The organism is Alcaligenes phenolicus (genome assembly GCF_032063905.1).
GTDB classification, from domain to species: Bacteria; Pseudomonadota; Gammaproteobacteria; order Burkholderiales; family Burkholderiaceae_B; genus Alcaligenes; species Alcaligenes phenolicus.
Genome location: NZ_DAMBOE010000006.1, coordinates 224,364 through 248,637 on the forward strand (window position 1 = coordinate 224,364; position 24,274 = coordinate 248,637).

A 24,274-nucleotide genomic window follows, 5' to 3' on the forward strand; every position below is an offset into this window, starting at 1 on the left:
ACTCATTTGCACTTGCTATCGCTAGGCCTACTAGCCCTGACATCCGGTCGGGGTCCGTACGCCTGTGTGCGCGAATGGTCCTATCCTGGTTTCCCCAGACCCCGACTGTAGCCAGCTCCTTGGAGTAGGGAAGCCAGGTATGTCATTCCCTATATTCGAGGTTCCCATGCTGACAGATCCTTCCCACAAATACCGTCCCTTTCCTGTCGTCAATTTGCCCGATCGCCAGTGGCCGCAGCGTACCCTGAGCCAAGCGCCCGTGTGGCTGTCTACTGATTTGCGTGACGGTAACCAGGCCCTGTTCGAGCCCATGAATCGCGACCGTAAGTTGCGCCTGTTTCAGGAACTGGTCCGCATTGGTTTCAAGGAAATCGAGGTGGGTTTTCCGTCTGCCTCGCAAACCGATTTTGATATCGTCCGGCAACTGATTGACGAGGGCATGATCCCGAACGACGTCACGCCTATGGTCATTACCCAACTGCGTGAGGATTTGATCGAGACCACGGTACGCAGCGTGGCGGGCGCGCGTCGTGTGATTGTGCATTTCTACAATGCGATTGCTCCCGCTTTCCGGGAAATCGTCTTCAAGATGGAGGTGCCGCAAATCATCGAGATGGTGCGTCACCATGTGGAGGTGTTCAAGCGCCTGACGGCCAAGCACCCGGAAACGGAGTGGGTGCTGCAATACTCACCTGAAACGTTCTGCATGGCAGAGCTGGAGGTGTCGCTGGCTGTCTGCAATGCGGCTATTGATGCCTGGGACGCGGGTCCAGCGCGGCCCATGATTATCAATCTGCCCACCACGGTGGAAGTGACGACAGCGAACGTCTTTGCCGATCAGATTGAATGGATGGATCGCCATCTGGATAGGCGCGAACATATCGTCCTGTCGGTACACCCGCATAATGATCGCGGAACGGGCGTTGCTTGCGCTGAACAAGCCATGCTGGCCGGTGCACAGCGTGTCGAGGGGGGTCTGTTTGGCAATGGCGAGCGCAGTGGCAATCTGGATGTGGTGACGTTGGCCCTGAATCTGTATACCCAGGGTGTCTCTCCGAATCTGGATTTCTCTGACATCTCGGCAGTGGCGCGTATCGCAGAAGAGGCTACGTCCTTGCCCATTCACCCACGTCACCCGTACGTGGGCGATCTGGTCTTTACCGCCTTTTCCGGTTCCCATCAGGACGCGATTGCCAAGGGTTTTGCGGTGCAGAAAGAAGATGCCCTGTGGCGTGTACCTTATCTGCCAGTCGACCCCAAGGATTTGGGCCGCACCTACGACAGCATCGTGCGTGTCAACAGCCAGTCCGGCAAAGGAGGCATCGCTTTTCTGCTGCAACGCGACTACGGTATTGTGATGCCGCGCCGCATGCAGGTGGAGTTCAGTGCCATTGTTCAGCAGATTGCCGATTCCAGCGAAACGGAGCTGAACAGCCAGCAGATTTGGGAACTGTTTGAGACCACCTATCTGCAAGCCAATCAGCGCCAGGGGAACAATAGCTACCGAGCGCATCGCCTGTTCGATGAGGCACAAGGGCAGCAGGGTATAGAGCTGCAATGCGTCAATGCCAATGGCGAGACTGAAACCTATACCGGAACGGGCAATGGGCCGATTGCGGCGACGGTGGCAGCCTTGAACCTGCCTTTGCGTATTGATAGTTACGAGGAGCGCAGCCTGGGTTCTGGTGCGGATGCTTATGCGATGGCGATTGTGGAAGCGGTCATGCCGGGTGTGCCTGGATCGAAATTTGGCGTGGGCAAGCACGCGAATATCATTACGGCCAGTGTGATGGCGGTGATGAATGCGGCGGCGCGTTTCGAGGAGGTGGAGGCATAAGCAGCCATCAAGCTGCGGTGGGCCGCGCTAACTTCTGTGTGTAATACAACAGCGCGGGCCACCTTTGACGGGTAAGTGGCTCTGAGTCAGGGGACGACTCTGCTTGAAGAATGCTTCACATAGCGAGCGGATAAAACCGCATTCACGTCCCTGGCTTACGAAAAACGGACACTCTTTACATTCAAGTAAATGCGATCAAGCAGGCAGTTCGTCTTTTTGATCAACATTCTTTTCTGTGGGCAGGTCTAGATTCACCACCTGGCTTAACCAGCGTGCCACCACCTTCAGTTCATCCTCCGTAAAGCCGTCGGATAGTTGCTGATTCAAGTCCTGCAACGTTGATTTGGCCTTGATGCTGGCTTCTTCTCCGGCGGGAGTCAGCGTCAGGCAAATTTTGCGCGTATCTACATCGTCCGTCAGGCGTTGAATCAGGCCTGCTGCCTGCATGCGCTTGGACAATCCTGTAATCGCAGCCGGAGCCACTTGCAAGGCGCTGGCCGCTTCTCCCACCGTGACCGAGCCTTGAGAGCGAATCAGGAACAGCATGCCAACTTGGGCCGCGCTGATATCTGTCCATGCCGAGGGCTGCTTCTGAATCCAGCGCTGCAAAGCCTTGTGGGCATGGTTCAACAAAAAGACAAAACGTGGCTGTGATTTTTGGCTCATTGTGGCGATGGCTGGATAGATATCGGTTAGACGTCAGGAATTCGATGCAGGGCCGGATTCGCTTTGTGCGATCAGCCAGTCGACCACTATAGGCCAAAGTGCCTCGGCGTTGCGTTTACGAAAGAAGCCCATGTGACCAATATGCGCCAAACCCAGCTGCTTGTGCTCTATTTGATGCCTTTCTATACGGGCCTTGCCTAGTGGTTCCAACAGCCTGGAAATAGCTCGCGGATTGGCCCAGGGGTCATCATCAAAACCCATAACCAGCAAAGGAATATCAAGCTGACTGGCGCGTTGTTTGGCATCCAGCTGCGGGTCGTCATAAAAATAATGAGGCTTTTGCGTCCAGCGGCTCCATTGCTGCATGACGCCACGTGGAAGGTCCTCGCCAAAGCCCAAACGACGAGTCGGCATATAGCCGCAAAGACCACACAGCACAGGAGTGAGCACCCGCATGATCAAGCCCACCCGAAAGCGCTCCATGGGCTTTTCGATCAAATCGGTGATCCCCGCATGAGATGCAATCATGACGGCCGCTTTCACGGAACGTGTCGCGGGGGAGATAGCAATCGCATGCCCACCAACGCTATGACCAATGGCCAAAATGGGCAGACCTTCAAAATGATGAGTAAGCCAATCCGTGACGTAAACCGCATCCTCCAGCATCCAGTCGGACATGGAGACATCGCATTGCCGTATGTCCTTCTGACGAGATCGGCCTATGCCCCGGTAGTCGTAGCTCAGAACAATAAAACCCAGGCTGTTCAGATGCTCAGCAAAAGGATGATAAAAATCCTGTGGAACGGCTGTGGCGGGGTGGATGATGATGCTCGCTTTGGCATCAGCAGCAGGCCATAGCGTCGCACTGATCGGGTCCTTGCCAGCCTGCTGAATCGTCACCTGTTGCATGCTTGTCTCTAATTATAGTTAACGTGTTAATGATGCTATTAGAGCGTTATATTTACGTCAACTTATTTTATGGTACGGATAATAAGGAGTGGTTAAAGTAGGGAGTTGAATATAAGCTAAAGCAGACTTATTCGATAAAGGGGAACTACATGAGACGACTGAATAGATTGATTAGTGTTCCAAAATCAAACAGTAGAGAGATGAGGGCTTATTTTCAGGCAATATTAGAAGTCACTGGTTTGCTGGCAGGAGAGAAATACAAAATTTCGTTATTTATGGAAAACTATAGAACGCATCTTGAAAACTCTAGGTTGTTGAAAGATAGTGATGGCTTTTACTCGCTAACAGATGTTGGGCGTCTCTATTTTAATAGTCGTTTGACAGAATCCCCTTTGGTGAAGGGGCAAAATGTCAGTCGTTCGGAAGTAATAGAAATGATTTCTGGAATAGTCGCGGATGAACCTGGAAATGGTTGGGAAAGGATATAGGGAAATTAAAGGAGGGCGGGGAATGTCTAATTTACATTTCCTCTGCCAGCCTTTTAATCGCCTCGATATACCAGGCCTGATCATTAATCCTGTGCGTCAAAATAATCGGTGAAGTCGCCTGTGGTTCTTCTATCAGGCGATAGTGCAGATCGTTGCGCAGGCGCGCCGAGGTAGGGATCAGGCACAATCCGGAATCGGCCGCCACCAGGCCCAAGGCCGCTTGAATTTCCCCGGCCTCATAGACTTCTGCCGGGCGCACGCTGTGATCGTGCAGCAGATGCAGAACGTGGTCTGCAAAGCTGGGTCGAGGCTCTTTGGGATACACAATCAGTTTTTGCCCTTGCACCTTTTTCAAGCTCACTGGCTCGTCCGAATCTGCTAAATCCGAGCTGGGTGGGAGCGCCAAAGCCAGTTGTTCTTCCCTTAAAACGGTTCTTTGCACCGATGCATCATTCAGCCGTATACGCCCAAAGCCCACATCAATCCGTCCCGATTTCAAAGCCTCCAACTGCTGCATGGAGGTCAGCTCCACCGTCTGCATATCCACTTCCGGATACTGATGCCTTAGCTTGCGCATCAAAGCGGGCAGGCCGCCGTACAGGGTAGAAGCCACAAAGCCTATCGACAGGGTTTGTCGTTGGTGCAGCCCGATTTGCCGTGTCGTATGCACCAGTTGATCGACCCGGCTCAAGATCTGCAAGGCCTGCTCATAAAATACTCGTCCGGCTTCGGTCAGCCGCAAGGGGCGGTTATTGCGCAGCAGCAGCGTGACGCCCAGCTCCTCTTCCAGCAATTGGATCTGTCGGCTAAGCGGGGGCTGGGCCATGTGCAGACGCTCCGACGCCCGTGTGAAGTTGCGGGTTTCGGCAACGGCCACAAAATATTTGAGCTGACGTAGATCCATAAGGGAAAACCATACCTAGGCTGAATTGATGGTGTTTAGTTTCTTGATTTTTAATATTTATATCAGAAACTATACTCTAAAGGTATAGAACTAGATCTATTTAGTCTTGGAAATAACGGGCCTGCTTCGTGTTCAATCAAGGCATGGAACACACGCGATCTTCTCAACTATTAGCAGCTCCAGCCCTGATCGAAAGGGTGGAGACTTTGCTGCTGGATCTGCCTACGATCCGTCCTCATCAATTAGCGATGACGACCATGCAAGGCCAGACTTTGATGCTGGTGCGCTTGTACTGTTCGGACGGTACGGTGGGTGTAGGCGAGGGCACGACCATTGGTGGTCTGGCCTACGGTGCCGAGTCGCCCGAAGGTATGAAGCTGGCCATCGACACCTACTTCACTCCCTTGCTGCTGGGCGCCAATGCCAGCGCCGTGCCGGCTTTGATGGCTCGCTTGAACACGGCGATTCAGGATAACCGTTTCGCCAAGAGTGCGGTAGAAACCGCGCTGTTTGATGCTCTGGGCAAGCGCACCGGTCTGCCGGTGTCGCACCTGCTGGGTGGCCGCATGCGCGACAGCCTGCCTGTTGCCTGGACACTGGCCTCGGGTGATACCGCCAAGGATATTGATGAAGCCGAGCGCATGTTGGCGCAGGCTCGTCACCGTATTTTCAAACTCAAGATTGGTCGCCGCCCGGTAAAGGACGATGTGGCGCACGTAGCGGCTATCAAGAAAGCGATGGGTGATCGCGCCGATGTTCGCGTGGATGTGAACATGGCCTGGAGCCCCTTGCAGGCTCAGTATGGTATGGCTGGCCTGGTCGATGCCGGGTGCTCGCTGGTGGAGCAGCCAGTGCGTCGTGCTGATGCTCTGGCCGATCTGAAAGGTCGTTTCCCGATTGCCTTGATGGCCGATGAATCCCTGACCGGCCCGGCCTCTGCGTTTGCGCTGGCCCGTGATGGCGCCGCCGACGTGTTCGCGATCAAGATCGAACAGTCCGGTGGTTTGCGTGCAGGTTTGCAAGTAGCAGCGATTGCCGAAGCCGCCGGTATTGAATTGTATGGTGGCACCATGCTGGAAGGCGCGATCGGCACGATTGCCGCTGCCCATGTGTTTGCCACAGTGAACCAATTGCAGTGGGGCACGGAACTGTTCGGGCCCTTGCTCTTGACCGAGGAAATCCTGGCAGAGCCACTGAATTACAGCAATTTTGAATTACAGATACCTCAAGGGCCGGGTTTGGGTATCGTACTGGACGAGGATCGTGTCCAGTATTTCCGCCGCGACAGGACACAAGTCAGTGTTGGCTCGGCTGCCTAGGCGCAATAAGAAGCCAGTCGTAGCGGCTTTGCTTGGAACACTTTTTTCAGGATATTAGGAGACACAGAATGAGCGTTAAAATTTTTGACACCCCCGATGTACAAGACTTCCTGCGTTTGGCCTCTGGCCTGGATCAGCCCGGTGGCAATCCACGCGTCAAGCAAATCATGTACCGCATCATCAGCGATCTGTTCAAGACCATTGAGGATCTGGAAATCACCAACGACGAGTACTGGGCAGCCGTGGCTTACCTGAACCGTCTGGGTACGGCCAGCGAGGCCGGTTTGCTGTCTCCCGGTCTGGGCTTTGACCGTTTCCTGGACATGCGCATGGACGCCATGGACAAGGAACTGGGTCTGGACAACGGTACGCCACGTACCATTGAAGGTCCTTTGTATGTGTCGGGCGCTCCTGTGGCGCAAGGTTTTGTTCGCCTGGATGACGGTTCCGATACCGCTGGCGAAACCCTGATCATGCACGGCGTCGTGGCTGGTGCGGACGGCAAGCCTATTGCGGGTGCTCAGGTTGAAGTCTGGCACGCCAATACCAAAGGCTTTTACTCGCACTTTGACCCCACTGGCGAGCAACAGCCCTTCAATATGCGCCGCACCATCATTACCGATGAAAACGGTCGCTACAAGTTCCAGAGCATTGTGCCCAAGGGCTACGGCTGTCCACCGGATGGTCCTACCCAAGGCCTGCTGAACGAGCTGGGCCGTCACGGTAACCGTCCCGCGCACATTCACTTTTTTGTGACGGCTCCTGGCCACCGCAAACTGACCACGCAGATCAATATCGACGGTGACCCGCTGGTGTATGACGACTTCGCTTACGCTACTCGCGACGGTCTGGTGCCACCGCTGACCGAGCACACGGATCCTGCCCGCATCGCTGCCGAAAACCTGGATGGTCCTTTTGCAGAGATCGTGTTTGATATTTCCTTGACCCCCTTGGTCGATGGCAAGGACAACCAGATCGTGAATCGTCCACGTCTGGCTGCCTAAGTCTTGCTTCAGTCCAGGGCCTGTGTTTGCCAAGTCAAACCAGGCCCTGGGCTGACTTGTTTTTGCTGTGCCTGACGTAAGGGCTGAGCCCATCCGTAGCGTCAGCGCTTTATACGGAGAACGGAGTGATCGATAAACAGGTAAGCAGTGTTGCACAGGCTTTGCATGATGTGCAGGACGGCGCCACGATTCTGGTCGGTGGTTTTGGAACGGCTGGCATACCCACAGAGTTGATCGACGGTCTGATCGAGCAAGGCGCTCGCGATCTGACTATCGTCAACAACAACGCGGGTAATGGCGATGTGGGGCTGGCGGCTTTGCTTAAAACAGGCCGGGTTCGCAAAATTATTTGCAGCTTCCCCCGTCAGGCTGATTCCTGGGTATTTGATGACTTGTATCGCAGCGGCAAGATCGAGCTGGAGTTGGTGCCTCAAGGCAATCTGGCCGAACGATTGCGCGCCGCCGGTGCGGGTATCGGTGGCTTTTTCTGCCCGACAGGCTATGGCACAGAACTGGCCAAGGGCAAGGAAACACGTTTGATCAATGGTCGCTGGCATGTCTATGAAGAGCCCATTCATGGAGATGTCGCCCTGATCAAGGCCGAGCGGGGGGACCGTTGGGGGAATTTGACCTACCGCATGGCGGCGCGCAACTTTGGTCCGGTCATGGCAACCGCGGCTCGCACCACCATTGCCAGTGTGTTTGAGCTGGCGGAACTGGGTCAGCTGGACCCCGAAACCATTGTGACGCCCGGCATTCATGTGCGTCGCGTCGTGGTGGTGCCACGCAGTCGCACAGAAGCAGGTGGGTTCAAGGCATGAACGGACAGAGCATGAAGGGGGACAGCATGACGCTCAATTATCAGCGCCGCAGTAAAGACGAATTGGCGCAGCGCGTCGCCCAGGACATCCATGACGGCGCCTACGTGAATCTGGGTATTGGTATGCCCACCTTGGTGGCCAACCATTTGCCCGCTGGTGTGGAAGTGGTACTGCACAGCGAGAACGGTATCCTGGGCATGGGCCCGGCACCGGCTGCCGGGCAGGAAGATTACGACTTGATCAATGCGGGCAAGCAGGCGGTGACGCTGCTGCCCGGTGGTGCGTTTTTCCATCATGCCGACAGCTTTGGCATGATGCGTGGCGGCCATCTTGATATCTGTGTGCTGGGCGCCTTTCAGGTGTCGGCAACCGGCGATCTGGCCAACTGGAGCACGGGTGAGCCCGGCGCGATTCCCGCTGTAGGCGGTGCCATGGATCTGGCCATTGGTGCCAAGCAAACCTGGGTCATGATGGATGTGCTGACCAAGCAAGGCGTCAGCAAGCTGGTTGAGCAATGCAGCTATCCCTTGACCGGCCTGGCTTGCGTGAAACGCGTATATACCGATTTGGCAACCCTGGCTTGCACGCTAGACGGTTTGCAACTGATTGATCTGGTGCCCGGTTTGACCCATGAGGCACTGGAAGAAATGATTGGTTTGCCTATTGCCGCGGCAAAGCAGGGAGAGGGCCAATGACGGTCAGCCCCAGCGCCTTGAATACCGAGCGGGGCATGTTCCGCGTCAGCGTGGAAGGTGATCCGCTGGCCCCGGCCCTGATTCTGAGCAACTCCCTGGGCACCACGCAAGAGATGTGGGGCCCGCAGGTGGCAGGTTTCGCCCAGTCCTATCGTCTGATCCGTTATGACACCCGTGGTCATGGCGGCAGTCCGGTCACTCCCGGCCCATACCGCTTCAAGGATTTGGGGCGTGATGTGCTGGCGATTCTGGATGCACTGGATATTGAACGCGCTGCGTTTTGTGGTCTGTCCATGGGCGGCCACACTGGCTTGTGGTTGGGGGTGAATGCACCGGAGCGTTTGAATGCGCTGATCGTGTGCAATAGCGCGGCCAAGATTGGTACTGCCCAAGCTTGGCAAGAACGGGCCGACGCTTTGCGCCAAGGCGGTGCCGCCCAGATGCGTACTTTGGCGGATTCGGCGCCTTCGCGCTGGTTTGGTGAAGCCTTTATCCAGCAATCGCCCGAACTGGTGAAGGCCATGCAGGACAGTCTGGCCAAGCTGGATCCACTGGGTTACGCCGCTTGCTGCGATGCCTTGGCCGAGTCGGATCTGCGTGATCAGATCAGCCGTATTGCGGCATCGACCCTGCTGGTCGCTGGCGAATGGGACCCGGTTACGACAGTTGCCGATGCTCAGGCCATGCAAGCCAGTATTCCTGGCTCAAAAGTGGCGGTCGTACCGGCTTCGCATCTGTCCAATCTGGAAGCGCCCGAAGCCTTCGAGCGTGCCGTACTGAATTTTTTAGCCCAGGCCTAAGTGCCCGAGCGCTTGTTTTTAGAAAGGAACACCATGCTTTATCTGGTTCACATGATTGTTGATATCCCTGACTCTTTGCCAGCCGAAGAGGCCGCCCGTATCAAGGCCGAAGAAAAAGCCTACTCGCAGGATCTGCAACGCTCGGGCAAGTGGCCGCATATCTGGCGCGTGGTGGGTCAGTACGCCAACTACAGCGTATTCGATGTAGAGAGCAATGAAGAGCTGCACAATCTGCTCAGCGCCTTGCCCTTGTTCCCTTACATGCAGATCTCCGTGACTCCCTTGGCGACGCACCCGTCGGCCATTTAAGTTTCAGGTGCAGTTAAAAGGGCCCCCACGCTGCGCCTTTGGCTTGCGCTCCACCTCGCGGCCTGCATCCCGCTCGGATTCGCCAGGCACGCAGCAGTTCGCAATGGACTACTGTGTGTCCCGGCTCATCCTCGAGGGGGCGCTTTTTACCGGGGGCGCCGAGCCTTGGGACGACCCGGCGGTAAAAAACTCAGGCTGCGATCCCAGCGCAGCCTGAGCACCGAGTAAAGTTGAGAATTCAAACGAAAAGACTGGGGAGACAAAACGATGGGGTTGAAAAGTGGATCGGCGTCGGTCTGGGTGGCCGGATTTTTGTCGGTGTTGATTGCCTATGCCGGGCCTTTGCTGATCTTTATTCAGGCCGCACAAGTGGGCCGAATTGCTGACGCGGAGTTGATCTCCTGGATTTGGGCGATTTCCATAGGCGCTGGTTTGAGCGGTTTGCTCCTGAGTGCGTATCTGAAGCTGCCCATCATTACAGCTTGGTCCGCACCGGGTACGGCCTTGCTGCTGACCCTGTTTCCAGGCATCACCATGCCTGAAGTGGTGGGGGCCTATCTTAGCGCTGCCTTGATTATCGTCGTCATTGGTCTGACAGGCGGTTTTGAAAAGATTCTTTCCTTCATCCCCAAGGGCATTGCTGCGGGCATGATGGCCGGTATTTTGCTCCAGTTCGGTATGGCGGCGTTCAAGTCCAGCAGTGACATGCCCGCCATCGTATTGGTGATGTTGGCGGTGTACTTGCTGGGCAAGCGCTTCTTGCCGCGCTACGCGATTGTGCTGGTGGCCCTGTCCGGATTTGTGATGGCCATGGCCAGCGGGCAAGTGCATATGGAGGCGTTCCAGCTGGAGCTGGCCAGTCCGGTGTGGGTCAGCCCCGAATTCAATATCGCGACCTTGTTGAGCCTGACCTTGCCCTTGGTGCTGGTCAGTGTGACGGGGCAGTATCTGCCCGGCATGGCGGTCTTGCAGTTGGCGGGTTACTCCACGCCATCGCGCCCCGTGTTGGCTGGCACCGGTTTGGCCTCGATGTTGGTGGCCTGTTTTGGGGGCATCACTATTGTGCTGTCGTCCATTACCGCCGCTTTGTGCACGGGCAAGGATGCTCATCCTGACCCGGACAAGCGTTATGTGGCCGGTATTGCCAATGGCGTGTTTTATCTTTTGGGCGGCACCTTTGCCGGCTCGATTGTGTATTTGTTTACGGCTTTGCCCGCCTCCTTGATTGCAGCCCTGGCGGGTCTGGCTTTGATAGGGGCCATCGTGGCCAATGTGCGGGTGATGGTCAGTGAAAGCGGCTATATCGAGCCGTCTGTCATCACATTTCTAACTACCGCATCAGGTATGAGCTTGTTTGGACTGGGCGCCGCATTTTGGGGCGTGGTGTTTGGCTTGGTGGCTTATCGCCTGCTTGGGTCCAAACATAAGTGAAAAAAAGGAAGAGACTATGAATCAGTTGGCACTATCCCTTGATCAAGTATTGGAGCCTGTGTTGGCCGTGTTGCCACAGCGCCGCTGGGATCTGGATCGTTTGCGCGTTCTCTTGCAATTGAACGTGCCGCCAACGGTGACCGTAGTCGGTAAATACAATCACGGTAAAAGTCGTCTGCTCAATGAGTTGATGGGCAGTGATGTGTTCAATGTGGCTGACCGCCGTGAAACTGTCGCGCTGGCCGAGCACGTGCATGAAGGTGTGCGCTGGCTGGATGCGCCGGGCCTGTATGCAGACGTGGCCTTGCAGGATGATGCCCTGGCACGTGAAGCCATGGGCTTGCAGGCGGATATTCGCCTGTTCGTACACGCTGCCAAAGAAGGTGAGCTGGATGCCTTGGAAAGCAATTTGCTGCAAGAGTTGGCTGCAGATCATCAGCGTTCGCAGCGTCAGAACCTTATGGTCATCAGTCAGATTGACCAGTTGGCCGATGACGAGCAGCAAGAGAAAGTCCTGGGCGCGATTGCGCAACAGTGTGCCGGTGTGACACTGCACCCCGTGTCTAGCACCCGCTATCGCCAGGGCCGTGATGGTGGCAAGCAGCGCATGCTGGAGAAAAGCGGAATTCCCGCTTTGCAGGCTTCTTTGGAAGCGGCCTTGAAACGTGTGCCGCAAGCCCGCGAGTTCGAACGCGAAGCTTTGCTGACCGAATTGACGCAAGAATTGAATGTTTTGCAGCAAGCGCAAGAGCAAAACCTGCAGAGTCTGCAGCAAACGCAAAAGCAGCAGCACATTGATTTTGTGGACGGTCTGCGCAAGATTCTGGAAGGCATAGCAAAGGATCTGGAGCCGGTGGTCAATGCCCCCGGTGTGGATCATTCCCTGGTGCCGGATACCTTCGAGTTTGGTTTCAAGATGACGGCAGGCAAGCAAGAGCGTGCTCGTTTGCAGATTGCCTATTCGCGTGCGTGTATTGCGATCAATGGTCACCTGGTGGAATACGGTGCCGTGGGCTTGCCAGCGGCTCAACGTACCTCGGTGCGCAGCATGGATACCGTCATGATTGCGGTGATGGGCGTGTCGGTGAAGTACCGAGATGATTTGCGTCGTATTTTCTGCGAGCAGGCGGGTCGCGACAAGCTGGTTCAGGATTTCACGCATTATTTTGAAGTCTCGGATGGCCGTGTTGCTTTGGAGAAGCAGATCGAGGCGACTGAAAATCAGCTTGAGCAAACGCGTCAGGCTTTGGAAGGTCTGTCCACATTGGAGCATGCGTAATGTCGGTGGAAAGCACGTTTATCAAGGCGGTTGCGCAGCTCAATCCTGCCAGTCAGGATATGCAGCCCGCTATTGCCAAGATGGAGCAGTGGCTGGCGGATTTGGGCCAGACGACCGTGGCGCAAGCCTTGTCCTGCACGGCTTTGGCCGAGCAGGGGGCGTTGGCGCACAGTGCTCGACAACTGAATCAGCAGCTGCAGGAACAAAAAGAGGCCTGGGCGGCTTCCTGGTCTGCATTGGCACCGGCGCAGGAGTTGGCGGATCGTTTCCGCGATCGCATCATGTTGCTGGTGTTTGGCTCCTTTAATGCCGGTAAAAGCTCCTTGTGTAATTTCCTGGCGGACCGCTTTCGTCGTCAGGGTCATAGCGTGGATTTCTTCCGTCTGGCCGATGGGCAGATGCAGCCCATGCCTGAGGGTTTTCAGGAAGGGGCAACGGAAACCACGGTTGCCTTGCAAGGGGTGTGTCTGGGCGAGAAGCTGGTGTTGCTGGATACCCCCGGCCTGCACTCGGCTAATGCTCACAACGCCGCTTTGACACAGCAGTTTCTGGAAAGCACGGATGCGCTCTTGTGGCTGAGCAGCTCCAGCGCACCGGGGCAGGTTCAGGAACTGGGCGATTTGCTGGTGGAACTGCGCCGCAACAAACCCTTGTTGCCGGTAATTACCCGCAGCGATCGCATCGAGGAAGATGAGATCGACGACGAGATCGTCAAAGTGCTGTGCAACAAGACAGCGGATAACCGCCAACTGCAAGAAGAAGATGTGATGACACGGGCAGCGCAGGCGCTGAACCATTGGGGGCTGAGCAGTGACTTGCTCAAACCGGCCTTGTCCCTGTCCGTGCATATGGCGCGCAGTCAGCAAGATGAAGAGCAGGGCTTGGAACAAGCGGGTTTCGAGCGCTTGTATCTGGCGGTGCAAAACTTGCTGAAGCCTGCCTTGGCATACAAGCAGCGCAAACCTGCCGAGCTGCAATTGCACCATATAGAAGAAGCGATTCTGAGTCCTTTGACGCAAACGCTGGAGCAGGCCGCTGCTCAATTGCGTCAGCGTATTGAAGAGCAAACGCTGGTATTGCAAGGAGCCGTGCAAGCTCTGACAGAAGGCACCTGGCGGCGAGTGGTGCCTCAATTGCCCGAGGTACTGGAAAAACATGCCGCCCAGCAAGATGTTGCCGCTGTACGTACCGAGCTTGGCCAGAGTATAGGCAAGGCATTTGCAGAGCTCAGCCAGACGGTTCTGGCGAATTTCCAGCTGACTCAGCCAGACTTGCCGACACTGAATCTGTCTGCTCATATTGGCTATGAAGTGTTTCAGCAGCAGGGGGAAGGACAAGCGTCGCTGATCGACTACAACCGCCTGTACATGAGCTTGAATGACGTGGTGATGAATGGCGCTCAGGAGCTGGCGGAACAGGTCGTGGAGCAGGCTGAACAAAGCCTGGAACAGCTCAAGCAGGAGTTGACTGAATTGGAAAATGCCGTGGCTGATCAGGCCCAGGCTTTGGAGGCGATCAAGCATCAATTGCATGCTGCGTGAGGTAGCATTCATTCGGTTTTGCATCGCCATGCAAAGCGCAGAAAACAGGCGGGATGGCTGTCACCCCCCCAAGCTGATTTCATGGATTGTGGCTTATTTGCTGAAATGCTAATGAGAATTGTTAGCATTTCGATATTTATGTTTTAAATCGAAGATGAAGTCGCTATGATGGTTTGTACAGCATCCATGCCTTTGCAAGAGCCGTTTTACGGCTCTTTGCGTCTGTATCAGGCAAACCTGGATTGCGTAATTTTCTGGGGGCGCATGGCTATGAAACCGAAAACAAGCCACTACTTTTCACCCAATAAGGGAAGCTCGCCTAACTGGCGCCAACACCTGCGCCTGTGGGTTGGACTCATCATCTCCATGGGGGGCGTCTGGGCGCTCTGTCATCAGTTCTGGCTGTACGCACAGGATCACCCGGTGGTCTTGCAGGCCCTGGTAGGCGGCTCCATTGCTGCGTTGGCCACTGCACTGGGGACTGTGCCCGTCATTTTTTCTCAAACCATGTCGCAGCGTACGCAAGATACGCTGTATGGCTTTGGGGCGGGGGTGATGCTGGCCGCTTGTGCTTTCTCGCTGGTGCTGCCGGGCCTGGAGGCGGCACAGAACCAGCAAGTGTTTGGCGGTGGTGCCTGGGGCGCGGGTTCCGCCGTGGGCCTGTCCATCTTGTTGGGGGCTGCAGCCTTGATGCTGCTTGATCGCATCCTGCCGCACGAACACTTCATCAAAGGGCGTGAAGGTCCTGGCAGTACGACGTCCACCAAGCTGCGCCGTACCTGGCTGTTTGTGATCGCCATTACGCTGCACAACTTCCCGGAAGGTCTGGCCATTGGCGTGGGCTATGTGGGCAATGAAGGGGTGCGAGCCAATGCGCTGGCCACAGGTATTGCCATTCAGGACGTGCCCGAAGGCTTGGTGGTGGCGCTGGCCTTGCTGGCTGCCGGTTACAGCCGTACTTTCTCCGTCGTTTTAGGCATGGCCAGTGGTCTGGTTGAGCCGGTTGGGGCCGTGCTGGGGGCGGTGGCCGTCAGCAGCTCGCTGGTACTTCTGCCTTTTGGTCTGGGCTTTGCAGCGGGTGCCATGCTGTTTGTCATCAGCCACGAGATCATTCCCGAATCGCACCGGCAAGGACATGAAACCTTTGCGACCGGCGGCTTGATGATCGGCTTTGTTTTGATGATGTTGCTGGATACGGCCTTGGGATAAGCAGGTCCACGCGGGGAAATAGCCTGAACAAGCTTGTCTTGTTTCAGGCTATTTTTTGGCTTTGGCTTTGGCTTTGGCTTTGGCTTTGGCTTTGGCTTTGGCTTTGGCTTTGGCTTTGGCTTTTTTCCCTTCTCCCGCAAGCGGGAGAAGGTGCCCCGAAGGGGCGGATGAGGGGGGCTTTTGGTTTTGCGGTAAAGCCTCATGCCGAGCATGGCTCGGCACTACAGTTGGATTGCTTGGAATGCCCCTTGCCGAGCATGGCTCGGCACTACATTGACCCCTTTGCCGAGCATGGCTCGGCACTACGGTGTCTTATTTGCGGGCGGTGAAGATGGGGGTCAGGTAGTCCGGCTTGCCTTCCATGCGTTCCAGCGACGGATAGCGCAGGCCGCCGTGGTAGTCGATGCTCAGCGTGCGGTACACATCCATCTCCTTGACCAGCAGGCGCACCGACTGCTTGCTGTCCTTGGCCGCACGCACGGCTTCTTCCAGTTCGTCGGCGCTGTACTGCAGGTCATTCACCGCCAGCACCTGCATGCCGGTGCCAACACCGGCGTTGAACGCGGCACTGTCCCAGCGCACTTCATTGACGTAGCCCGCCGGGCTCAACGCCACACCCAGCGAGTAGATGAAGTTGGCACCGCGGCCCTTCATCATCGCCTTGAAGTAGGCACTGGGCTTGTCCTTGTACACCAGCTTCCAGCCCGCGGCTTCGATGCCACCTACCAGGCCGGCGCGATGGTCCACGCGCTCACGCAGGAACTGCGCCCAATCGCCGGTGGGCTGCACCTGCTCCAGCGTCGCGGCAACGTCCTCGAAGGTATAGGTGTCCGGGCGCTCCCATTGGCCGTCGTTCTGGCCGAAGAAGGCCTTGGCGAAATCATCCAGGCTGCGCTTACCGCCACTGAGCGTGCGCAGGCGCACGTCGGCTTCCAGCCACAGCATCTGCCCGCCCTGGTAGTAGTCCTCGCTCATCTGGTAGCCACGGTAGGGCTTGGGCTTGCGGCGGGCGATCACCGGGTCGTTGGTGGTGTCACCCAGCGAGCGCCATTCCAGGCCCGGGCGGTTGTCGGCATAAGTAGCCGCCACCATCGCCAGCGCATCGCGTGAGGCCTCCTGCGGACGGATGCCGGCACGGGCGGTCAGCACATTGCCCCAATACTGGGTCTGGCCTTCGTACACCCACAGCAGGCTACCCTGCATCGGCACGTTGTAGTTGAGCGTGGCCAGGTCGGCGGGGCGACGGTATTTGCCGTCCCAGGAATGCGTGTACTCATGGCCGAGCAGGTCGCTGCTGCCCACCTTGGCATCCCAGCCGCTGAAGTAATCGCGGTCTTCGCTGTTCTCGCTGGAACGCTGGTGCTCCAGGCCAATGCCGCCGAGCTGGTTGGTCACCGCGAACAGGAAGTCATAGTGGTCGTAATGCTCGGCACCGAACAGCTTGCGGGCCTGCGTCACCAGCGCGCGGTGCTGCTCGATGTGCTCGGGCTTGGCTTCCAGATCCTTGGCGCGGTCAGCAAACACGTTCAGCCGCACCGGCCGGGTGCCGGCCGGTGCCAGGTCGAACATGCGGTGGTAGCGGCCGGCGAACACAGGTGAGTCCACCAGGATTTCCAGGTTGGTCGGCGCGTAGTTGACGGTGTCACCGTTGCGGCTGGCCACGCCCAGGGCGCTGGCCGCTTCCCAACCCTGCGGGTAGCGCGCACTGGCCTGGTAGGTGATGGCATGCGCGGCGTGCCCGGCCGGGTATAGCAGCATCGCGTTCCACTGCAGGTTGAGCATGTTCGGCGTCATCACCGTGCGACCCTGCGCCGAATCGGTGGGGCTGAGGAACTGGAAGTCCATGCGCAGCTCGCTCACGCCTTCGGGCACCTGCACGTTGAAGGTGTAGACGTCGAGCGGGTCACGCACCCAGTCCAGGCGCTGGCCGTTGCCGCTGATCACCAATCCAGCCAGCTTCTCGATCTGGCCGGTGGGCGAATGGTTGCCCGGCAACCAGGCCGGGTAGTGGAAGCGCTGCAGGCCGGCCTGCACCGGCACGGTCTGGCGTACCTTGAACACGCGCTGGCCCAGGTCGGTGGCGTCCACCTCCAGGCGGATGGTGCCCGGATACGCAGCCTCGCTGATCTTGACCCCACGTGCATCCACGTCCGGCACATCCGGCGCCGCGTTGGCCAACCCCATGGCGGCCATCAGGGCCAGCCCCAGCACTGCAGGACGGAACACATGCATCAGCAACCTCTCGTATGTCTGAGAAGGCCATGATGCGGCAAGCCTGCGCTGCGTAACACGGGCCGATGGTCATCAACACATCATCGGTAGTGCCGAGCCATGCTCGGCAGGGGCTTTCCAAGCCAACGTCAAGAGCACCCCTCCCCAGCCCTCCCCTTGGCCTGCGGCCAAAGGGAAGGGGGTGTAGTGCCGAGCCATGCTCGGCAGGGGCGTCATGCACCAACCAGGAATCACCGGATTACATCGTTTTGTAGGCGCGCCGCAGGCCGCGAAGCCACGAATGCCTGCTGGTCTGGCATTCGTGGCGATTGCTGTTGGCTGGGTTGGATTTGGCTATCCGCTGCTTCGGAAGCAACAGTGGTTTCGCGGCTTACGCCGCTCCTACAAACAGACCCCTGGCTTACGTGCGGACAAAAATTTCCACGCGCCGATTCAGCTGCCTGCCGCTGGGGTTGTCCTTGCCATTGATCTCATTTGGCGCCACCGGCTGCGATTCACCGTAACCGCGTGCAGCCGCGTCGGTCGCGCTACCCCGCTGGCGCAATGCTGCAAGCACGGCCTGGGCACGACGCTCGGACAGGTCCTGGTTGTAGTCGTCGCTGCCCTTGGCATCGGTATGGCCGCGGATCTCCATTGCGCTGGATGGCACCTTGCCCAGCGCCGTCGCCAGCACATCCAGCACCTTGCCTGCATCCGGACGGATCACGTCCTTGTCGAAATCGAACAGCACCTTGTCATTGAGGGTAATGACATAGCCGCAGGGCGCACCGGAGGGCTTGAACTTGTCCAGCAGCGGGAACTTGCCGGCCGGCGGCAGCGGTGGCAACGGTGCCATCTTCACTTCGCGCGGTACCGCGCCCACGGTGCCGGTGCCATCGCCCCGGTTTTCAACGATGCCTTCAGGGCCACCAATCCACTTGCCAGAGCCATCGGCGTTGATCTCGATGTTGCCATCGCCCCCCACCCAGCTGCCCGAGCCATCACCGTGGTTCTCGATGGTGCCGAAACTTCCCACCCAGCTGCCGGCACCCTTGCCGTCCAGTTCGATATTGCCGTGGGCACCGACATAACTGCCGGAGCCATCGGCATTCACCTCGAAGGTTCCGGCATCGTTGACGACGCTGCCGCTGCCATCGGGTTTCACTTCCACCACGCCGTCGCCGGTTACCGCCTGACCACTGCCATCGGCACCGATGTTGAACACACCGTGGCCGCCGACGCGTTCCAGGTTGCCCTGCGCGTCAACATTGGTGAAGCCGCTTTCATTGACCAGCCCACCATCGGTGGCGCAGTTGGCCGGTCGCACACTGATGCCGGCAACCGGATCGATCAACGACTGCATCGATTGCTCAAGCCGCTTCTGCGCCGGGCCGCTGCCAACGATGCTGGGCACCATGATGGTCGGGATCACCGGGAACTCGATGCTGCCTGCGGTCAGCACTTCCGCGTTGGGGGCCGGTGCGGCAGTGGTCGCCGCAGGCGCAGCTTCCGGCGTTGCAGCAGCAGGTTGATCGGCAGGTGCATCGCGCCCGCAGGCGGCGACAAGAACACTGAGACATGCCAGTGACACGACAGCAACACGCATGCAGCAACTCCGTTTGTGCGAAACCCGCATTTTTGCCAACACCTTGTTCAATTTCCGTGACCGCCGCACGCTTGGCAACGCATGCTCAGGATTCGTCCAGCGCCGCGAACGAGGTGGCAAGATGGTCGATGAACAATCGCACCGAGGGCAACAGGCCACGCCGCGATGGAAATACCGCATGGATGATCTCCTTCGGCGGGGCCCAGTCCGGGGCGACATCGAGCAGTTGCCCGGCATCCAAGGCATCGCGCACGATCATCGTCGGCAGCTGCGCCACGCCCACGCCAGCCAATGCCGCCTCACGCAGCGCCACCATGCCACGGGTGACCAGGCGCGGTTGATGCGGTACTTCCGCCGTTGCGCCGCCTGGACCAATCAAGCGCCAGACGTGCTCGGCCTGTGGCACGCCAAGCGCCACGCTCGGCAATAGATGCAGATCCGCCGGGCCGTGCGAATGCCCATGTGTTTCCAGCAGCGACGGTGCGGCCACCAGGCACTGGGTGCGCTCGGCCAATACCTTGAGCACCAGCTCGCTGTCTTCCAGCGGCGGCGGACGCACGCGGATGGCCACGTCCACACCTTCGGCGATGACATCGACGCGGCGATTGGTGGCGTCCAGGTGCACCTCCACGTCCGGGCAACGCGCCATGAAATCGGCCACCATCGCCGCCACCCGGAAATCCAGCAGCATGGTCGGGCAGCTGACCCGCACCACGCCGCGTGGCTGCGAGCGGGTCAGTTCGATCGACTCGGCCGCCGCTTCCGCCTCCACCAGCATGGCGCGGCAGTGCGCGTAGAAGGTCTGGCCGACCTCGGTGACCGAAAAGTGGCGGGTGGACCGCTGGATCAGGCGCACGCCCAACCGCTCTTCCAGCAGGGCGATACGCCGGCTCAGCTTGGACTTGGGCTCGCCCAGCGCGCGCCCGGCCGGGGCAAAGCCGCCGTGTTCCACCACCTTGGCGTAGTAGTAAAGGTCGTTCAGGTCCTGCATCACTGCTCCAGCGTTCACCAGATAGGACTATGAGACCACTTTTTACCGTCTACCGGCGTGATCGTCCCAATCCTAATCTTTGCCCCATCGCAGGCGCCCTCCCGGCGCCGCACAAGGAGCAGACAGATGAAGAAGATCAGTGGCCTCTACAGCGCCCCCCGCCCGCACTGGGTGGGTGATGGCTTCCCGGTCCGTTCGTTGTTCTCGTACAACACCCACGGCCGCCAGCTCAGCCCCTTCCTGCTGCTGGACCATGCCGGCCCGGCCGAGTTCACACCGGCCCAGACCCCGCGCGGCGTCGGCCAGCATCCGCACCGTGGTTTCGAGACCGTCACCATCGTCTACGACGGCGAAGTGGCACACCGCGACTCCACCGGCGCCGGTGGCGAGATCGGCCCGGGCGACGTGCAGTGGATGACCGCTGCCTCCGGCATCCTGCACGAGGAGTTCCATTCCGAGGCCTTCACCCAGCGCGGTGGCAAGCTGGAGATGGTGCAGCTGTGGGTCAACCTGCCGGCCAAGGACAAGATGGCCGCGCCCGGCTACCAGAACATCAGCAACGCCGATATTCCGGTGGTGCCGCTGGCCGATGACGCCGGCACGGTGCGGGTGATTGCCGGTGAATTCGGCGGCCAGCGCGGCCCGGCACGCACGCATACGCCGATGGACGTGTGGGACATGCGGCTGTCGCGTGACAAGCACACCACGCTGCAGTTCGCCGAAGGCCACACCGTGGCGATGGTGATCCTGCATGGCACGGTGCTGCTCAACGGCAACCAGGTTGCCCGCGAAGGCCAGCTGGTGTTGTTCGACCGCGCTGCCGGTGAGGTGGAGCTGGAGGCCAATGCCGACGCCACCGTGCTGGTACTGGCCGGTGAGCCCATCGACGAACCCATCGCCGGCTACGGCCCGTTCGTGATGAACACGCAGGAAGAAATCCGTCAGGCGATGGATGACTTCAACTCCGGCCGCTTCGGCCAGATCGCAGCGTAATGCTCAAGCCCCTCTCCCCATGGGAGAGGGGTTGGGGTGAGGGCGAACGAAGCCAGTACCAAGCAAACAACAGCGTAGTCCCCGATGACAGGGCCCACCCCGGTCATCTCTTCCCCGCACCACGGCACAGAGCCCGGTGCGATGCCATCCAGACCAGGAGAGTCTCGCCATGTATACCTTCCCTCACGTTGCCAACTTCAACGGCGCAAAACCCGTCATCGATCCGGATAACGTCGCAATGCTGTTGATCGATCACCAGAGCGGCCTGTTCCAGACCGTGCACGACATGCCGTTCACCACCTTGCGGCGGCTGGCCTCGACGTTGGCCAAGCTGGCCTCGCTGGCGAAGATCCCGGTGATCACCACCGCCTCGGTGCCGCAGGGCCCGAACGGCCCGCTGATTCCGGAAATCCACCAGAACGCGCCGCACGCCAAGTACGTGGCACGCAAGGGTGAGATCAATGCCTGGGACAACCCCGATTTCGTGCAGGCAGTGAAGGACACCGGCAAGAAGCAGCTGATCATCGCCGGCACCATCACCAGCGTGTGCATGGCATTCCCGTCGATTGCCGCGGTGGCCGATGGCTACCAGGTGTTCGCGGTGATTGATGCCTCCGGCACCTATTCCAAGCAGGCGCAGGAAATCACCCTGGCGCGGATGATGCAGGCCGGCGTCGTGGTCATCGATGTGGCTGCGGTCGCCTCTGAACTGCAGAAGACCTGGAACCGCGAAGACGCCGCCGAATGGGCGCAGGCGTACACCAACATCTTCCCCAACTACCAGTTGCTGATCGAGAGCTACAGCAAGGCGCAGGAAGTGGTGACCAACCACGAGCAGCTGGATTCGCAGCGCAGCTGAAGCACAAGCAGATCAAGCCCCTCTCCTGTTGCACGGGAGAGGGGTTGGGGTGAGGGCAGAACGAAGCCAGCACTCGTCAGAACCTCATCCACCTAAACCGCACCGCAACAGCAACGCGCTTCGCGCGCTCCCCTCTTCCGGCCCTTCGGGCCACCTTCTCCCGCAAGGGGAGAAGGGACAAAGCACTTCAAGCTATCGGAGCCTTCCATGAGCAAGCCTTACACCCGCCTCAACAAAGATGACGTCGCCGTCCTGCTGGTCGATCACCAGACCGGCCTGCTGTCGCTGGTCCGCGATATTGACCCGGACAAGTTCAAGAACAACGTGCTGGCACTGGCCGACATCGCCAACTACTTCAAGCTTCCCACCATCCTCACCACCAGCTTTGAGAACGGCCCGAACGGTCCGCTGGTGCCTGAGCTGAAGGCGCTGTTCCCGGATGCGCCGTATATCGCCCGCCCCGGCCAGATCAATGCCTGGGACAACGAAGACTTCGTCAAGGCGGTCAAGGCTACCGGCAAGAAGCAGCTGCTGGTTGCCGGCGTGGTCACCGAGGTCTGCGTATCGTTCCCGGTGCTGTCGGCACTGGCCGAGGATTTCGAGGTGTTCGTCGTCGCCGATGCGTCCGGCACCTTCAACAGCATGACCCAGCAGGCTGCCTGGAGCCGCATGGAGCAGGCCGGCGCACAGCTGATGACCTGGTTCGGCGTGGCCTGCGAACTGCACCGTGACTGGCGCAACGACGTGGAAGGCCTGGGTGCATTGTTCTCCAACCACATCCCCGACTACCGCAATCTGATCACCAGCTACACCACGCTGACTGCCGGCAAGTAAGCCGCTGGCTAAGCACGAAGACGCCGCTTCGCCGCAAGCGGCGTCTTCGCATGAATACGCGGGCACTATCCGAAGGTCCAGTTCCGCGCATCGTCGCTGCCGCGTTACCGTCCCCGGGTTGCTTCCCCACGGTATCCGCCCCATGCAGCCCACCACCCAAGACACCGCCTCGGCGCGCTTTGCGATCCGCTGTGCGAATTTTGCCGAACGCTGGTTCCCCGACTCCTGGGTATTCGCCGCCCTTGCCCTGGCCGCCGTCTCGCTTGCGGCGCTGTCCATTGGCGCCGCGCCTACCGATACCGCCAAGGCCTTCGGTGACGGCTTCTGGAGCCTGATTCCCTTCACCATGCAGATGGCCTTTGTGGTGATCGGCGGTTATGTGGTTGCGTCTTCCGGCCCGGCCTCGCGCTTGATTGATCGGCTGGCCCGCGTACCCAAGAACGGCCGCAGCGCGGTCGCACTGGTCGCCATCGTGTCGATGACCGCATCGTTGTTGAACTGGGGCCTGAGCCTGGTGTTCGCCGGCCTGCTGGTGCGTGCATTGGCCCGCCGCAGCGAGCTGAAGATGGATTACCGCGCTGCTGGTGCGGCGGCGTATCTCGGCCTCGGTGCGGTATGGGCCCTGGGCCTTTCCTCCTCGGCCGCGCAGCTGCAGGCCAACCCGGCCAGCCTGCCGCCGTCGATCCTGTCGATCACCGGCGTCATCCCGTTCACCGAAACCATCTTCCTGTGGCAGTCCGGCGTACTGCTGGCCGCGTTGGTGGTGGTATCGCTGATCATTGCCTACGTCACCGCACCTGCCGCCAACTCGGCGCGCGATGCCGCTGATTGCGGCGTGGACGTCATGAGCGATGCGGCACCGATCAAGGCCAAGCCCACCCGCCCCGGCGAATGGCTGGAGCACAGCCCGCTGCTGATCCTGCTGCTGGTGGCGCTGGCTGCGGGTTGGTTGATCCACGAGTTCAGCACCAAGCCGGCGATCCAGGCGATCTCCGGCCTGAACACCTACAACCTGCTGTTCCTGATGGCTGGCGCGTTGCTGCACTGGCGCCCGCGCAGCTTCCTCGATGCGGTCTCGCGCGCCGTCCCGTCCACCACCGGCGTGCTGATCCAGTTCCCGCTGTACGGCTCCATCGCCGCCATCATGACCACGGTCAACGGCAGCGAAGGCCATAGCGTGGCCCACATCATCTCCACCTTCTTCACCCAGATCGCCAGCCACGACACCTACGCGCTGCTGATGGGCAGCTACTCGGCGGTGCTGGGCTTCTTCATCCCCTCCGGCGGCGGCAAGTGGATCATCGAAGCCCCGTACGTGATGCAGGTGGCCAATGAACTGCATTACCACCTCGGCTGGTCGGTTCAGATCTACAACGCCGCCGAAGCCCTGCCCAACCTGATCAACCCGTTCTACATGCTGCCGCTGCTGGGCGTACTCGGCCTGAAGGCCCGCGACCTGATCGGCTTCACCTTCGTGCAGCTGCTGGTGCATACCCCGCTGGTGCTGCTGCTGTTGTGGGCGCTGGGTGCAACCCTGGCCTATACGCCCCCGGTAATGCCCTGAAGAA

Annotated in this window: 22 protein-coding genes; 16 read left to right on the top strand and 6 right to left on the bottom strand. The window is 59.0% G+C overall.

Translation table 11 applies throughout. The features are described 5' to 3' along the window. Positions 1-166 precede the first annotated feature (166 nt). On the top strand, positions 167-1,837 hold the full coding sequence (locus U2949_RS13855; protein WP_321288403.1) for a 2-isopropylmalate synthase: 1,671 nt from the start codon (positions 167-169) through the stop codon (positions 1,835-1,837). A 195-nt stretch (positions 1,838-2,032) separates the two neighbouring features. Here U2949_RS13855 and U2949_RS13860 read toward each other — a convergent pair whose 3' ends face one another. Both U2949_RS13860 and U2949_RS13865 read right to left on the bottom strand, forming a co-directional pair. Then, positions 2,033-2,503, bottom strand: coding sequence for a MarR family winged helix-turn-helix transcriptional regulator (locus U2949_RS13860; protein ID WP_086068311.1), 471 nt, complete (start codon positions 2,501-2,503; stop codon positions 2,033-2,035). A gap of 33 nt (positions 2,504-2,536) precedes the next feature. Continuing rightward, positions 2,537-3,412, bottom strand: a complete 876-nt coding sequence (locus tag U2949_RS13865; RefSeq protein WP_321288352.1) for an alpha/beta hydrolase family protein — start codon at positions 3,410-3,412, stop codon at positions 2,537-2,539. Between the two features lie 149 nt (positions 3,413-3,561). On the opposite strand from U2949_RS13865, the gene U2949_RS13870 reads away from it, so the two are divergent. Further along, a complete protein-coding gene (locus tag U2949_RS13870; protein WP_321288354.1) occupies positions 3,562-3,900 on the top strand; it encodes a hypothetical protein in 339 nt (112 codons plus the stop codon). A gap of 31 nt (positions 3,901-3,931) precedes the next feature. Here U2949_RS13870 and U2949_RS13875 read toward each other — a convergent pair whose 3' ends face one another. Further along, a complete protein-coding gene (locus tag U2949_RS13875; RefSeq protein WP_321288357.1) occupies positions 3,932-4,804 on the bottom strand; it encodes a LysR family transcriptional regulator in 873 nt (290 codons plus the stop codon). 143 nt (positions 4,805-4,947) lie between these two features. Between U2949_RS13875 and U2949_RS13880 the strand changes: the two genes are divergently transcribed. From U2949_RS13880 to U2949_RS13925, 10 genes are all read left to right on the top strand, one after another. After that, positions 4,948-6,123, top strand: a complete 1,176-nt coding sequence (locus U2949_RS13880) for a muconate/chloromuconate family cycloisomerase (RefSeq protein WP_026482747.1) — start codon at positions 4,948-4,950, stop codon at positions 6,121-6,123. A 68-nt stretch (positions 6,124-6,191) separates the two neighbouring features. After that, positions 6,192-7,127 (top strand): catechol 1,2-dioxygenase, encoded by a 936-nt coding sequence (gene catA, locus U2949_RS13885; protein WP_009454566.1) that lies wholly within the window; start codon positions 6,192-6,194, stop codon positions 7,125-7,127. A gap of 125 nt (positions 7,128-7,252) precedes the next feature. Then, a complete protein-coding gene (locus tag U2949_RS13890) occupies positions 7,253-7,948 on the top strand; it encodes a 3-oxoacid CoA-transferase subunit A (protein WP_009454565.1) in 696 nt (231 codons plus the stop codon). 26 nt (positions 7,949-7,974) lie between these two features. After that, positions 7,975-8,643, top strand: coding sequence for a 3-oxoacid CoA-transferase subunit B (locus U2949_RS13895; RefSeq protein ID WP_321288359.1), 669 nt, complete (start codon positions 7,975-7,977; stop codon positions 8,641-8,643). Then, positions 8,640-9,443: a 3-oxoadipate enol-lactonase gene (pcaD, locus tag U2949_RS13900; RefSeq protein WP_321288361.1), complete on the top strand. Its 804-nt coding sequence runs from the start codon at positions 8,640-8,642 to the stop codon at positions 9,441-9,443. The genes U2949_RS13895 and pcaD overlap by 4 nt, the downstream gene beginning before the upstream one ends. A 33-nt stretch (positions 9,444-9,476) precedes the next feature. Then, the gene (catC, locus tag U2949_RS13905; protein WP_009454559.1) at positions 9,477-9,752 is read left to right on the top strand and encodes a muconolactone Delta-isomerase; all 276 of its coding nucleotides are present in this window, start codon (positions 9,477-9,479) and stop codon (positions 9,750-9,752) included. A 267-nt stretch (positions 9,753-10,019) separates the two neighbouring features. Next, positions 10,020-11,183: a benzoate/H(+) symporter BenE family transporter gene (locus U2949_RS13910; RefSeq protein WP_321288363.1), complete on the top strand. Its 1,164-nt coding sequence runs from the start codon at positions 10,020-10,022 to the stop codon at positions 11,181-11,183. 16 nt (positions 11,184-11,199) lie between these two features. Next, on the top strand, positions 11,200-12,462 hold the full coding sequence (locus U2949_RS13915) for a GTPase (protein WP_051316199.1): 1,263 nt from the start codon (positions 11,200-11,202) through the stop codon (positions 12,460-12,462). Next, entirely contained in the window at positions 12,462-14,003 is a 1,542-nt protein-coding gene (locus U2949_RS13920) for a GTPase (protein ID WP_321288366.1), read from the top strand. The genes U2949_RS13915 and U2949_RS13920 overlap by 1 nt, the downstream gene beginning before the upstream one ends. A 366-nt stretch (positions 14,004-14,369) precedes the next feature. Further along, a complete protein-coding gene (locus tag U2949_RS13925) occupies positions 14,370-15,212 on the top strand; it encodes a ZIP family metal transporter (protein WP_407654191.1) in 843 nt (280 codons plus the stop codon). Positions 15,213-15,524: 312 nt separating this feature from the next. Here the strand turns inward: U2949_RS13925 and U2949_RS13930 are convergent, their stop codons facing one another. The 3 genes from U2949_RS13930 to U2949_RS13940 form a co-directional block, all read right to left on the bottom strand. Then, a complete protein-coding gene (locus U2949_RS13930; RefSeq protein ID WP_321288368.1) occupies positions 15,525-17,444 on the bottom strand; it encodes a M61 family metallopeptidase in 1,920 nt (639 codons plus the stop codon). A 400-nt stretch (positions 17,445-17,844) separates the two neighbouring features. Further along, complete coding sequence (locus tag U2949_RS13935; protein ID WP_293711674.1) at positions 17,845-19,029, bottom strand: OmpA family protein; 1,185 nt, start codon at positions 19,027-19,029, stop codon at positions 17,845-17,847. A gap of 85 nt (positions 19,030-19,114) precedes the next feature. After that, a complete protein-coding gene (locus tag U2949_RS13940; protein ID WP_293711677.1) occupies positions 19,115-20,020 on the bottom strand; it encodes a LysR family transcriptional regulator in 906 nt (301 codons plus the stop codon). A gap of 126 nt (positions 20,021-20,146) precedes the next feature. Between U2949_RS13940 and U2949_RS13945 the strand changes: the two genes are divergently transcribed. The 4 genes from U2949_RS13945 (at position 20,147) to U2949_RS13960 (ending at position 24,270) form a co-directional block, all read left to right on the top strand. Further along, entirely contained in the window at positions 20,147-21,013 is an 867-nt protein-coding gene (locus U2949_RS13945; protein ID WP_293711680.1) for a pirin family protein, read from the top strand. Between the two features lie 169 nt (positions 21,014-21,182). Further along, entirely contained in the window at positions 21,183-21,872 is a 690-nt protein-coding gene (locus tag U2949_RS13950; protein ID WP_293711683.1) for an isochorismatase family protein, read from the top strand. A 207-nt stretch (positions 21,873-22,079) separates the two neighbouring features. Beyond that, positions 22,080-22,706, top strand: coding sequence for an isochorismate family cysteine hydrolase YcaC (gene ycaC / locus U2949_RS13955; RefSeq protein WP_293711686.1), 627 nt, complete (start codon positions 22,080-22,082; stop codon positions 22,704-22,706). Positions 22,707-22,848: 142 nt separating this feature from the next. Next, positions 22,849-24,270: a short-chain fatty acid transporter gene (locus U2949_RS13960; protein WP_293711689.1), complete on the top strand. Its 1,422-nt coding sequence runs from the start codon at positions 22,849-22,851 to the stop codon at positions 24,268-24,270. Positions 24,271-24,274 lie beyond the last annotated feature (4 nt).

Bases quoted from the DNA above. Each gene is read 5' to 3' on its own strand.
- U2949_RS13855 (WP_321288403.1), top strand. From the start codon at position 167: ATGCTGACAGATCCTTCCCACAAATACCGTCCCTTTCCTGTCGTCAAT.
- U2949_RS13860 (WP_086068311.1), bottom strand. From the start codon at position 2,503: ATGAGCCAAAAATCACAGCCACGTTTTGTCTTTTTGTTGAACCATGCC.
- U2949_RS13865 (WP_321288352.1), bottom strand. From the start codon at position 3,412: ATGCAACAGGTGACGATTCAGCAGGCTGGCAAGGACCCGATCAGTGCG.
- U2949_RS13870 (WP_321288354.1), top strand. From the start codon at position 3,562: ATGAGACGACTGAATAGATTGATTAGTGTTCCAAAATCAAACAGTAGA.
- U2949_RS13875 (WP_321288357.1), bottom strand. From the start codon at position 4,804: ATGGATCTACGTCAGCTCAAATATTTTGTGGCCGTTGCCGAAACCCGC.
- U2949_RS13880 (WP_026482747.1), top strand. From the start codon at position 4,948: ATGGAACACACGCGATCTTCTCAACTATTAGCAGCTCCAGCCCTGATC.
- catA (WP_009454566.1), top strand. From the start codon at position 6,192: ATGAGCGTTAAAATTTTTGACACCCCCGATGTACAAGACTTCCTGCGT.
- U2949_RS13895 (WP_321288359.1), top strand. From the start codon at position 7,975: ATGACGCTCAATTATCAGCGCCGCAGTAAAGACGAATTGGCGCAGCGC.
- pcaD (WP_321288361.1), top strand. From the start codon at position 8,640: ATGACGGTCAGCCCCAGCGCCTTGAATACCGAGCGGGGCATGTTCCGC.
- catC (WP_009454559.1), top strand. From the start codon at position 9,477: ATGCTTTATCTGGTTCACATGATTGTTGATATCCCTGACTCTTTGCCA.
- U2949_RS13910 (WP_321288363.1), top strand. From the start codon at position 10,020: ATGGGGTTGAAAAGTGGATCGGCGTCGGTCTGGGTGGCCGGATTTTTG.
- U2949_RS13915 (WP_051316199.1), top strand. From the start codon at position 11,200: ATGAATCAGTTGGCACTATCCCTTGATCAAGTATTGGAGCCTGTGTTG.
- U2949_RS13920 (WP_321288366.1), top strand. From the start codon at position 12,462: ATGTCGGTGGAAAGCACGTTTATCAAGGCGGTTGCGCAGCTCAATCCT.
- U2949_RS13925 (WP_407654191.1), top strand. From the start codon at position 14,370: ATGGGGGGCGTCTGGGCGCTCTGTCATCAGTTCTGGCTGTACGCACAG.
- U2949_RS13930 (WP_321288368.1), bottom strand. From the start codon at position 17,444: ATGCATGTGTTCCGTCCTGCAGTGCTGGGGCTGGCCCTGATGGCCGCC.
- U2949_RS13935 (WP_293711674.1), bottom strand. From the start codon at position 19,029: ATGCGTGTTGCTGTCGTGTCACTGGCATGTCTCAGTGTTCTTGTCGCC.
- U2949_RS13940 (WP_293711677.1), bottom strand. From the start codon at position 20,020: ATGCAGGACCTGAACGACCTTTACTACTACGCCAAGGTGGTGGAACAC.
- U2949_RS13945 (WP_293711680.1), top strand. From the start codon at position 20,147: ATGAAGAAGATCAGTGGCCTCTACAGCGCCCCCCGCCCGCACTGGGTG.
- U2949_RS13950 (WP_293711683.1), top strand. From the start codon at position 21,183: ATGTATACCTTCCCTCACGTTGCCAACTTCAACGGCGCAAAACCCGTC.
- ycaC (WP_293711686.1), top strand. From the start codon at position 22,080: ATGAGCAAGCCTTACACCCGCCTCAACAAAGATGACGTCGCCGTCCTG.
- U2949_RS13960 (WP_293711689.1), top strand. From the start codon at position 22,849: ATGCAGCCCACCACCCAAGACACCGCCTCGGCGCGCTTTGCGATCCGC.